Here is an 11,129-nt window from a genome sequence, read left to right on the forward strand (position 1 = left end):
TATTTTTTGATAACTTTCATTGACAACCTGTACTTTGTTTTGATAGTATTATTTATGTGAAAATCAGGTTTGCTTTGAACAAAAACTTAGCGTAAACATCACGGATTTCTATTTATCGACTTAAAATTACATCTTTGTGGGATAATAATATTGTTTCAATTTAGAATCGGAAGTTTTGGCGGTTAATGGCATCGTTTTGTTGTATCGGTTTGAAGGGTTGGTCCTGCCAGCCCATTTTTATTTCAAACTTTTATAAATCCGAAAGGATGAAGGAGGGGTTTTATGGAAAAGTTTTTTAAGCTCAAAGAAAACGGCACAAATGTCAGGACAGAATTTATAGCGGGCCTAACTACTTTCGTAACGATGGCATATGTTATTTTTGTCAATCCCAATACCCTGGAGGCCGCAGGGATGGATAAGGGTGCTGTATTTGTTGCAACAATACTTGCAGCAATAATCGGTACATTGATAATGGGATTGGTTGCAAATGTTCCGTATGCTCAGGCACCGGGCATGGGACTAAATGCATTCTTTGCGTACACCGTTGTTTTGGGACAGGGATTTTCGTGGCAACAGGCTTTGGCAATAGTTTTTATTTGCGGATTGATAAACATACTCATAACTGTCACGAGAGTCAGAAAGATGTTGATAGCTGCTATACCGGAATCACTCCAGTATGCTATAAGCGGCGGAATAGGCCTGTTTATAACATACATAGGAATTAAACAGGCGCATTTGCTTGATTTTACTGTTAGCAGTGGCACTTATACTACACTGCCCAACGGAAGTGTAGTTTCAGGAGATATTGTTCCGGCTCTTGCCAACTTTACAGATCCGGTAACTCAATTGGCATTAATCGGGCTTGTAATCACAGTTGTTTTAATGCTTTTAAAGGTCAAAGGAGCAATACTTTGGGGAATAATGGCAACCACTGTCATTGGGTTGTTTATGAATATAACACCTATTCCGGATCTAACAGCGACAAGCTTTTACCTCCATCAATGTCGGAGACTTTTTTAAAGCTTGATTTGGCAGGGCTCTTTAGCGACCCCAGCAAGATACTGACTGTTTTGGCTACAATACTTGCCTTCAGCCTGTCGGATACTTTTGATACAATAGGAACGTTCCTTGGAACGGGCAGAAAGACCGGAATTTTTGACGAAGAGGATGAAAAAGCACTTCACTCAGGAAAAGGCTTTAAATCAAGACTGGACAAGGCTTTGTTTGCAGATTCGACAGCTACATCCATAGGTGCACTTTTAGGTACAAGCAATACCACCACCTATGTTGAAAGTGCTGCAGGAATCAGCGTAGGAGGAAGAACCGGTCTTACATCAGTTTTCACCGCATTGTTTTTCTTCTTGGCGTTGTTCTTATCGCCGATCGCGGGTATGGTAACAGCTGCCGCAACTGCTCCAGCACTTATTGTCGTAGGTATTTTAATGATGGAATCCCTTGCTAAGATAAAGTGGGATGATTTTGAAGAGGCTGTTTCAGCATTCTTCACAGTTGTTATAATGCCTTTTACCTACAGTATTTCAAATGGAGTTGCTGCAGGTTTTACATTCTACGTAATATCAAAAATAGTTAGAGGTAAAGCAAAAGAGGTACATCCAATCCTTTATATAGTAGTGTTAATGTTTATATTGAATTTTGTGTTTGGAGCTTTAGGCTTTTAGATACTGAATATAAAAGTTTGATCCGTTAGGATCAGACTTTTATATTTTCTGATGGCTAATTTTGGGACACGATAATTATGTAAGAATATATGAGTTAACAATATAACAAATATTATATAAAATTTTCATGGAGGTTGAACTATGGCTATGACAAAAGTTGAAAAAAAACCAAAAGTTGCTCTTGTTATGGGAAGCGATTCCGATTTTTCAGTTTTACAGAACTGCATCAAGGTTTTAAAGCAGTTTGATGTAGAGGTTTCGGCAATAGTTTGTTCGGCTCACAGGACACCTGACAAAGCGGCAGAATTTGCTAAGGGTGCTGAAGAAAACGGTTTTGACGTTATAATAGCCGGTGCCGGAAAAGCAGCTCATTTGCCGGGAGTTTTGGCAGCATTTACGCCCCTACCGGTTATCGGTGTACCCATTAAATCATCTACATTGGACGGGCTGGATTCATTACTGTCTATAGTTCAGATGCCTTCCGGAATTCCTGTTGCCACAGTTGCTATTGACGGAGCGGAAAATGCAGCTCTGCTCGCGGTTCAGATATTGTCAACTGCTTATACGGAGCTCAGAGAAAAGATGAAGGAATATAAGAAGCAACTTGAGAAAAAAGTTGAAGAGAGGAACGAAGCACTTCAAGAAAAGATAAAGAGCCTTTAATAATTCATATTTTACTAAATTGATATAAGGAGAAAAAATATGTTTGGCATGAAAAGGGAAAATCATTTTAATAACATAAACGATATTTTCTTGTCCGAAGACGAATTTGTATTTGACAAGTTAAAAGAAGAGTGTGGGGTTTTCGGAATTTACAATAAAAACAATTTGGATAGTGCACGCCTGACTTATTATGCACTGTACGCTCTTCAGCACAGGGGACAGGAAAGTGCCGGAATTGCCGTCAACGATGGGGAAAAGCTGCTTTTCCACAAGGATATGGGGCTTGTACCTGAGATTTTTAATGAAAAAATTCTAAACAGCCTAAAAGGTAAAATTGCAATAGGGCATGTGAGATATTCAACAACCGGCGCAAGCAGCAGGGAAAACTCTCAGCCTATGGTTATAAAATACAAGAGCGGCCAGATGGCTATGGCTCACAACGGTAACCTTGTAAACGCAGCAAAAATAAGAGAAAAGCTGGAAGAAGAGGGTATTATATTTCAGTCGACAATTGATTCCGAAGTAATTTTGAATTTGATTTCAAGGTTCAGGTTGTCCAGCAATAATATTGAAGAGGCAATCGTGAAGGTGATGAAAGAAATAAAAGGTGCCTATTCGCTGGTTATTCTCACGCCAAACAAACTTATAGGTATCAGGGATCCTCATGGAATAAGGCCTCTTTGCATTGGCCATATAGATGATTCCTATATCCTTGCTTCAGAGACTTGTGCTCTTGATGCAATAGGGGCAGAATATATAAGAGATGTGAATCCCGGAGAGATAATTGTTATTGAAGAAAGCGGCATGACTTCGATACAAATGGAAGTTCCCGGAAAGTCGGCACTTTGTATTTTTGAGCATATTTATTTTGCAAGACCCGACAGTTACATTGACGGAGCCAGTGTTCACAGGGCAAGAATTGAGGCCGGAAGGAGGCTTGCTCAGGAGCACCCGGTAGAAGCGGATCTTGTTTTTGGAGTTCCGGATTCGGGAATATCTGCAGCGTTGGGTTACTCCATGGAGTCGGGTATACCTTATGATTTGGGACTTATTAAAAACAGGTATATCGGAAGAACCTTTATTCAACCCGAGCAAGGGCAGAGAGAAAACGGCGTGAGAATTAAGCTTAACGCCTTGAAGGAAGCTGTTGACGGGAAAAGAGTTGTTATGATAGATGACTCAATAGTGAGAGGTACTACCAGTAAAAGACTTGTTCAGATTTTGAGGGATGCCGGTGCGAAAGAAGTTCATATGAGAATTAGTTCTCCGCCTTATATATATCCATGTTTCTTTGGAGTCGATACATCGAGCAGATCCCAGCTTATTGCTGCGGAATGTTCTGTTGAAGAGATTAGAAAGATGACAGGTGCAGACAGTCTCGGATACTTGAGTCTTGAAGGACTTTTGAAAACACCTGTTGGAGCTAAATGCGGTTTTTGCACCGGATGCTTCACCGGCCAATATCCGATGGAAGTACCTGAAAATGCAAATAAGTATAGTTGCGGATAATATTGGTCAATTGCTAAAATTAGATTATATAATTTATTTTATTTCTAATTAGGAGGTACTTTGATGACTACGTATAAAGATGCGGGTGTTGATGTTGAAGCGGGTTATGAAGCTGTCAGGCTTATGAGGAATGATGTAAAAAGAACATTCAGGCCTGAGGTTCTTACCGATATAGGAGGATTTGGCGGATTATTTGGTTTAAACAAAGATAAATATTCGAACCCTGTTTTGGTATCGGGGACCGATGGGGTAGGGACAAAGTTGAAAATTGCTTTTTTGATGGACAAGCATGACACTGTTGGTATTGACTGTGTGGCAATGTGTGTAAATGATGTTGTATGCAGTGGTGCGGAGCCTCTGTTTTTCCTCGACTATATTGCTCTGGGCAAAAACCGTCCCGAAAAGGTGGCACAAATTGTCAAAGGTATAGCCGATGGCTGCGTTGAGGCAGGGTGTGCTTTGATAGGCGGAGAGACAGCAGAAATGCCCGGATTTTACCCTGAAGATGAGTATGATTTGGCCGGATTTGCTGTCGGGATAGTGGACAGAGATAAGATTATAGACGGCAGTAAAATTAAGCCGGGAGACAAATTAATCGGGCTTGCTTCATCGGGTATCCACAGCAACGGATACTCCTTGGTAAGAAAAATTGGCGCCAAATCCCAAAAGCTTCGGAAGAGGTTAAGATTCTTGGAACCACTTTAGGTGAAGAGATTATAAAGCCTACAAGGTTGTATGTTAAGACAATCCTGGATTTGAAAGAAAAGTTTGAATTAAAAGGAATATCCCATATTACCGGCGGAGGATTCATTGAGAACATACCGAGAATGCTGCCTCAAGGTCTGGGAGTTAAGATATTTAAGGGAACTTGGCCGGTACTTCCGATATTTACTCTCTTAAAGGACCTTGGGAATCTTGATGAAATGGATATGTACAATACCTTTAATATGGGAATAGGCATGACAATTGCTGTGGATGCTGAAATTGCAAATAGTGTTTTGGAGTATTTGAATAAAGACAAAGAGCAAGCTTACATAATTGGAGAAATTGTATCGGATAAGGCAGGGCTTGAGATATGTTAAGAATTGGTGTATTGGTTTCCGGAGGAGGAACCAATCTGCAGGCTATAATTGATAAGATTGAAAGCGGCTTTATAAAGGACTGTTCCATTGTTACCGTTGTATCGAGCAAGCCCAATGTATATGCTCTGGAAAGGGCGAAAAAGCACAACATTTCGGCTGTTTGCATTGCGAGGAAGGATTATGCTTCAGTGCATGAGTATGGGGAAGCGCTGATAGAGCATTTTGAAAGCTATGATGTTGGGCTTGTTGTGATGGCTGGTTTTTTGTCCATACTTGGAGAGAACTTTGTAAGGCGGTTTGAGAACAGGATAATTAATATTCATCCTTCTTTGATACCAGCTTTTTGCGGCAAAGGTTATTACGGTATAATTCCTCATCAGAAAGCACTGGAATACGGTGTCAAGGTGACCGGGGCTACTGTTCATTTCGTTGAACTTGAAGCCGACAGCGGACCGATTATCTTGCAGAAAGCTGTGTACATAAAGGACGATGACACTGCGGAAACGCTTCAAAAGAGGGTAATGGAAGAAGCGGAGTGGGAAATTCTCCCCGAGGCTATAAAGCTTTTTGCCGAAGGAAGGCTTGAGGTTGAGGGAAGAAAAGTCAGGATTAGGGATAAGTAAGCCGGTAAGGCAGTTAATATTAGTGAAATTGCTATATACAAACGATGCAAAGGTACTCAAATTTTTATTATAAACTAAAAGGAGTGATAATGTGGTAAAGCGTGCGTTAATAAGTGTATCCGACAAGACTGGAATTGTCGAGATGGCCAAGGAACTTCAGAATATGGGTGTTGAGATTATCTCCACCGGAGGAACTGCGAAGACTTTGAGTGATGCCGGAATAAAGGTAATAAATATATCGGATGTTACCGGTTTTCCGGAATGTCTTGACGGAAGAGTAAAAACCCTTCATCCCAATGTTCATGCAGGAATTCTTGCAATGAGAAGCAATGAGGAACATATGAAACAGCTAAAAGAGCTTAATATAGAAACAATAGATATGGTAATAATAAATCTTTATCCGTTCAAGCAGACAATTCTCAAAGAGAATATTGAGCTTGAGGAAGCAATTGAGAACATTGATATAGGCGGACCTACAATGATAAGGGCTGCAGCAAAGAATTATCAGGATGTGGCTGTGATTGTTGACCCATCGGATTACAACGCTATTTTAGAAGAGCTTAAGACTTCAAAGGATATATCTTTAAAAACCAAATTTAAGCTGGCATATAAGGTGTTTGAGCATACAAGCCACTATGATACTTTAATTGCCAAGTATCTAAGGGACAAGATTGGGGAGGAAGTATTCCCTGAAACCCTTTCTCTGACCTTTGAAAAGGTACAGGATATGAGATACGGCGAAAATCCCCATCAAAAAGCCGTATTCTATAAAGAAGTGGGAGCAAACGTTGGCTGCATAACGGCTGCAAAACAGCTGCACGGAAAGGAACTTTCATATAACAATATAAATGATGCAAACGGTGCTATAGAAATTATAAAAGAATTTGACGAACCCACTGTGGTTGCAGTAAAACACGCAAATCCGTGCGGTGTGGCAAGCGCTTCAAATATATATGATGCATATGTAAAGGCGTATGAAGCCGACCCTGTATCCATATTTGGCGGCATTATTGCGGCGAACAGGGAAATTGACGAAAAAACTGCAGAGGAAATAAACAAGATTTTTGTTGAGATAGTTATTGCACCATCCTTTACGGAAGGGGCATTGAATGTTCTTACTCAAAAGAAAAATATAAGACTTCTTCAGCTTGAAAACATTTCTTCAAAGCTTCCTCACGGAACCTATGACATGAAGAAAGTAGCAGGAGGTTTGCTGGTACAAAACTACAACAGTGAACTTCTCAACATGGACGATTTGAAAGTTGTTACGGAAAAGAAACCTACCCACGAAGAGATGGAAGATCTCATTTTTGCCATGAAGGTTGTAAAGCATACCAAGTCCAACGGTATTGCACTGGCAAAGGGAAAGCAAACCATTGGAGTAGGCCCGGGCCAGACCAACAGAGTTACAGCCTGCAAGATTGCCATTGAATATGGCGGAGAAAGAACAAAGGGAGCGGTTCTTGCATCGGATGCCTTTTTCCCGTTTGCCGATTGTGTTGAGGCAGCAGCAGCTGCAGGGATCACTGCAATTATCCAGCCCGGGGGCTCGATAAGAGACCAGGAATCCATCGATGCATGCAACAAATACGGCATCGCAATGGTGTTTACAGGAATGAGACACTTTAAGCATTAATGACTATACTTAAGGAGGAATAAGATGAAGGTATTGGTTGTAGGAAGCGGCGGACGTGAGCATACACTGGTCTGGAAAATTGTTCAAAGTCCCAAAGTGGAAAAAGTGTATTGCGCTCCCGGCAACGGTGGCATTTCTGCAATAGCCGAGTGTGTGCCGGTAAAGGCAATGGATATAGATGGAATTGTAAACTTTTCGAAAGAAAAGGAAATTGATATGGTAGTGGTTGCTCCGGATGACCCTTTGGCAGCCGGAATGGTTGATGCCCTTGAGGAAGCGGGAATCAGAGCATTCGGACCGAGAAAGGCAGCAGCTACAATTGAAAGCAGTAAGGCTTTTGCGAAAAACCTTATGAAAAAGTACAATATACCTACTGCAAGTTATGAGGTTTTTGAAAACAGTACCGATGCCATAAGTTATTTACAGAATCAGCAGTATCCGTTGGTTGTAAAGGCTGATGGTCTGGCATTGGGTAAGGGTGTAATAATTGCACAGAATTTCGATGAGGCGAAGCAAGCGGTTGAAAGCATCATGGAAGATAAGGTTTTTGGCGAAGCCGGAAGCAAGGTGGTAATTGAAGAGTTTTTGGTGGGCCAAGAGGTATCGATGTTGGCTTTTACTGATGGAAAAACCATAAAGACCATGGTTTCCTCCCAAGACCACAAGAGAGCATTGGACAATGACCAAGGGCTTAATACCGGAGGTATGGGAACGTTCTCCAAGTAGGATATATACTGAGGAAATCGACAAGTACTGCATGGAGAAAATCTATAAGCCTACGATTGAGGCTATGGAGAAGGAAGGCAGAAAGTTTAAAGGGGTATTGTACTTTGGGCTTATTATTACAAAGGACGGCCCGAAGGTGTTGGAGTACAATGCCAGGTTTGGAGACCCGGAGACCCAGGTGGTGCTTCCAAGGCTTAATACCGACATAATTGATATATTTGATGCAATTATCGATGAAAGATTGGATGAAATCGAGATAAGCTGGAATGACAATGCCTGTGTATGTGTGATCATGGCTTCGGGAGGATATCCTAAAGAGTATAAAACAGGATATGAGATATCAGGCATTGAAGATGCCGAAAGGGATGCGAATATTGTAGTCTTCCACGCAGGTACAAAGCGTGAAGACGGTAAATATTATACCGCAGGAGGACGCGTGCTGGGAGTCACAGCCATGGAAAGCAATCTGGATCAGGCAATAAAGAAGGCTTATGAGGGAGTCGGAAAAATTAAGTTCCAAGATATGCACTATCGAAAAGATATAGGAATAAAGTAAGAGGGCATAATGCTCTCTTATTTTTATAGGAGTATTAATCAGAAATAATTTAAAAACTGCTTTTTTCATTTAAAATAAAAAAAGACAAAGCTATCAGTTTTGTGAATGGAGGATGGAAAATGGAAGGCATTATTAAGAAGGCAACAAAAGAAGATTTGCCGGATATATTGAATTTACAAAAGAAAGCTTTTGAAAGGGTGGCAATGGAAGTAAACAATTTTAATATTTCTCCTATGACACAGACCCTGGAAAGCATCACTGAGGAATACGAAAAAAGACAATTTCTAAAGTATATATTAGAAGGAAAAATTGTTGGTTCTGTGCGTGCTCATTTGGACGATGAAAATGTTTGCCATATAGGCAGGCTCATTGTACACCCTGAGTTTCAAAACAGAGGTATCGGAAAAGCTTTAATGAAGGAAATCGAGAACATATTTAAAAACTGTGTAATGTATGAAATTTTTACCGGATTTAACAGTAAGAATACAAGAGCTTTATATAAAATTGGGGTATGTTGAAACAGGTGTAAAAGATATTGATGGAGTATCTATGGTTTTTTGAAGAAGGATAATAAATGAAAGAGGTAAATCATATGTTAAACCTTTTTATTTGCATGGTTTTATATGGATTTATTTATTTAAAACATGGCAATTGTATGCTATAATAAATTTTTGAAAAAGGTTTTTAATTACTGTAGCTGTTTTTTATAGTGAAGGAATTGATTATGGAAGAGAATATTATGAGGATAGGAATACTGGGAGGAACTTTTGATCCCATTCACAACGGTCATTTGATAATGGCGGAGATAATAAGGGGAGCTTTTGAACTTGATAAGGTTCTTTTTATACCTTCAGGCAACCCTCCCCATAAAAAACAGCAGATGGTGACCGATGCAGAGCACAGATATAACATGGTTTGTGAAGCTTTAAAGGACAACCCTTATTTTGAAGAATCAAGGATTGAGGTTGACAGGGAAGGGTATACTTATACCATTGATACCTTAAGTATTCTAAATGAACAGTACAAGGGTATTGCCACTTTGTATTATATAATTGGTGCAGATGTTTTGTATGACCTTCTTACATGGAAGGATTACGAGAAGGTGTTTAAAACCTGCAAGTTTATTGCGGCTTTAAGACCGGGGACTTCAAAAGACGGTTTTGGAGAACGGATAAAGTATCTTGAGGATACATTCTCAGCCAGTATACTGGAGGCGGAAATACCTTTGATTGAAATATCTGCGACGATGATTAGAAATAGGGTAAAGGAAGGAAAAACCATAAAATATCTGGTTCCTGAGGCAGTGGAAAACTATATAAAAAAAGAAGGGTTATATCTTAAATAGTATTGAAATAAAGGATGTTTTAATACTCTAATTTAGAGGTAGCAGCAATGACGATAGATGATATGAAAAGAAAACTTGAAGGAGTTCTTTCTTCTAAAAGATTTATGCATTCACTGGGGGTTATGGATACGGCGGTAAGCCTTGCAAAAATATATGGCGAGGATGTGGAAAGGGCATCCATAGCAGGCCTTTTGCACGATTGTGCAAGAGAAATAAAGGGACAGGCTGTATTTGAATTGTGTGAAGAGTATAATATAAATGTTGATTATATTACTTTAACGCAGCCGGAGCTTTTGCACGGACCTATAGGTGCAGTACTGGCTTCTAAAGAGTATGGAGTTGAAGATAAAGGAATACTGGGAGCTATTGAATGCCATACTACCGGTAAAGAAAATATGGCTTTGCTGGACAAAATAATTTTTATTTCGGATTATATTGAGCCGGGAAGAAAATTTCCGGGAGTTGATGAAGTAAGGGAGCTGGCTTATCGCGATTTGGACAGGTCCATAGTGATTTCTTTAGATAATACAATAAGATATATTTTGGACAAAGGAGTGCTTATTCATCCCGACACAATTTTAGCACGGAATTTTATTATCAAAGAAACTATGCCGTAGATTTCTGTCGTACGGGAGATTGATTATTTATGGCAAAGAAAAAGGTTAGAAGGAAAAAAAGAAATAAGCGTTTTAGGCTGTTTGGTGTGATTCTGGTTTTGCTTCTAGTAACGTGCAGTTATTTTTACTTTTTTAAAAACCCGGAAGAAAACAATGAAAATACCGATGTAACAATGGCAAGAATAGCAAGCACAGTATCTACACCTGCTGTCACCGGTACTTCCACTCCGGTAAATACTTTGGAGAGCAGTCCAAGTACAGAGCCTGTAGTTACTTCTTCTTCGGTATTAAGCACGGACAACCCTCAAGAAGCCGAAAATATTCCGGAAACGCCGATAGTTATTCAGCAAAAAGGTGCAAGCATACAGGTTATAAATTATACCGGACGAAAAAATCTTGCGGAAGAAATCAGAATGACCCTTGAAGGCTATGTTTATAGTAAGCTCGGGCAATGGAAGCTCTTTAAAATATGTTGGTTCTGCAATTGTTGAAAAAAAAGAAAATGTTTCCGGTGAAGAATTGGGAAACCTGCTGAATATAAAGAGGATAAGGAAGGAAATTGACCCCGGATCGCGGTTTGATTTTATAATAATACTGGGGGATGACTTCAATCCCTGATTTTTGTCAAGTTTTTATTCACAAAACCATTGTTTTAGTGTTATAATTTAAGTTGATTTAATTGGATATGTTAAG

8 protein-coding genes and 3 pseudogenes are annotated in these 11,129 nt (G+C 39.8%); all 11 read left to right on the forward strand.

What is annotated here, in order from left to right:
* Positions 1–282 precede the first annotated feature (282 nt).
* The 11 genes and pseudogenes from JCM21531_RS11900 (at position 283) to JCM21531_RS11950 (ending at position 10,927) form a co-directional block, all read left to right on the forward strand.
* Positions 283–1,679, forward strand: a pseudogene (locus JCM21531_RS11900) (NCS2 family permease).
* Positions 1,680–1,820: 141 nt separating this feature from the next.
* Positions 1,821–2,342 (forward strand): 5-(carboxyamino)imidazole ribonucleotide mutase, encoded by a 522-nt coding sequence (gene purE / locus JCM21531_RS11905; RefSeq protein ID WP_038290170.1) that lies wholly within the window; start codon positions 1,821–1,823, stop codon positions 2,340–2,342.
* Between the two features lie 48 nt (positions 2,343–2,390).
* Entirely contained in the window at positions 2,391–3,851 is a 1,461-nt protein-coding gene (gene purF, locus JCM21531_RS11910) for an amidophosphoribosyltransferase (RefSeq protein WP_407652285.1), read from the forward strand.
* 63 nt (positions 3,852–3,914) lie between these two features.
* Positions 3,915–4,933 (forward strand): annotated as a pseudogene (gene purM, locus JCM21531_RS11915) (phosphoribosylformylglycinamidine cyclo-ligase).
* Positions 4,927–5,556: a phosphoribosylglycinamide formyltransferase gene (purN, locus tag JCM21531_RS11920; protein WP_038290172.1), complete on the forward strand. Its 630-nt coding sequence runs from the start codon at positions 4,927–4,929 to the stop codon at positions 5,554–5,556. Before purM ends, purN begins: the two are co-directional and overlap by 7 nt.
* A 91-nt stretch (positions 5,557–5,647) precedes the next feature.
* A complete protein-coding gene (purH, locus tag JCM21531_RS11925; protein WP_038290174.1) occupies positions 5,648–7,192 on the forward strand; it encodes a bifunctional phosphoribosylaminoimidazolecarboxamide formyltransferase/IMP cyclohydrolase in 1,545 nt (514 codons plus the stop codon).
* A 24-nt stretch (positions 7,193–7,216) separates the two neighbouring features.
* A pseudogene (gene purD / locus JCM21531_RS11930) lies at positions 7,217–8,474 on the forward strand (phosphoribosylamine--glycine ligase).
* A 119-nt stretch (positions 8,475–8,593) separates the two neighbouring features.
* The gene (locus JCM21531_RS11935; protein ID WP_243467606.1) at positions 8,594–8,992 is read left to right on the forward strand and encodes a GNAT family N-acetyltransferase; all 399 of its coding nucleotides are present in this window, start codon (positions 8,594–8,596) and stop codon (positions 8,990–8,992) included.
* A 206-nt stretch (positions 8,993–9,198) separates the two neighbouring features.
* A complete protein-coding gene (gene nadD, locus JCM21531_RS11940; protein WP_038290176.1) occupies positions 9,199–9,819 on the forward strand; it encodes a nicotinate-nucleotide adenylyltransferase in 621 nt (206 codons plus the stop codon).
* A gap of 47 nt (positions 9,820–9,866) precedes the next feature.
* Positions 9,867–10,436: a bis(5'-nucleosyl)-tetraphosphatase (symmetrical) YqeK gene (yqeK, locus tag JCM21531_RS11945; RefSeq protein ID WP_038290179.1), complete on the forward strand. Its 570-nt coding sequence runs from the start codon at positions 9,867–9,869 to the stop codon at positions 10,434–10,436.
* 29 nt (positions 10,437–10,465) lie between these two features.
* Entirely contained in the window at positions 10,466–10,927 is a 462-nt protein-coding gene (locus tag JCM21531_RS11950) for a hypothetical protein (protein ID WP_243467607.1), read from the forward strand.
* Positions 10,928–11,129 lie beyond the last annotated feature (202 nt).

Origin of the sequence: Acetivibrio straminisolvens JCM 21531 (assembly GCF_000521465.1) — a bacterium.
Lineage (GTDB): Bacteria > Bacillota > Clostridia > Acetivibrionales > Acetivibrionaceae > Hungateiclostridium > Hungateiclostridium straminisolvens.

Bases quoted from the DNA above. Each gene is read 5' to 3' on its own strand.
- purN (WP_038290172.1), top strand. From the start codon at position 4,927: ATGTTAAGAATTGGTGTATTGGTTTCCGGAGGAGGAACCAATCTGCAG.
- yqeK (WP_038290179.1), top strand. From the start codon at position 9,867: ATGACGATAGATGATATGAAAAGAAAACTTGAAGGAGTTCTTTCTTCT.
- purF (WP_407652285.1), top strand. From the start codon at position 2,391: ATGAAAAGGGAAAATCATTTTAATAACATAAACGATATTTTCTTGTCC.
- nadD (WP_038290176.1), top strand. From the start codon at position 9,199: ATGGAAGAGAATATTATGAGGATAGGAATACTGGGAGGAACTTTTGAT.
- JCM21531_RS11950 (WP_243467607.1), top strand. From the start codon at position 10,466: ATGGCAAAGAAAAAGGTTAGAAGGAAAAAAAGAAATAAGCGTTTTAGG.
- JCM21531_RS11935 (WP_243467606.1), top strand. From the start codon at position 8,594: ATGGAAGGCATTATTAAGAAGGCAACAAAAGAAGATTTGCCGGATATA.
- purE (WP_038290170.1), top strand. From the start codon at position 1,821: ATGGCTATGACAAAAGTTGAAAAAAAACCAAAAGTTGCTCTTGTTATG.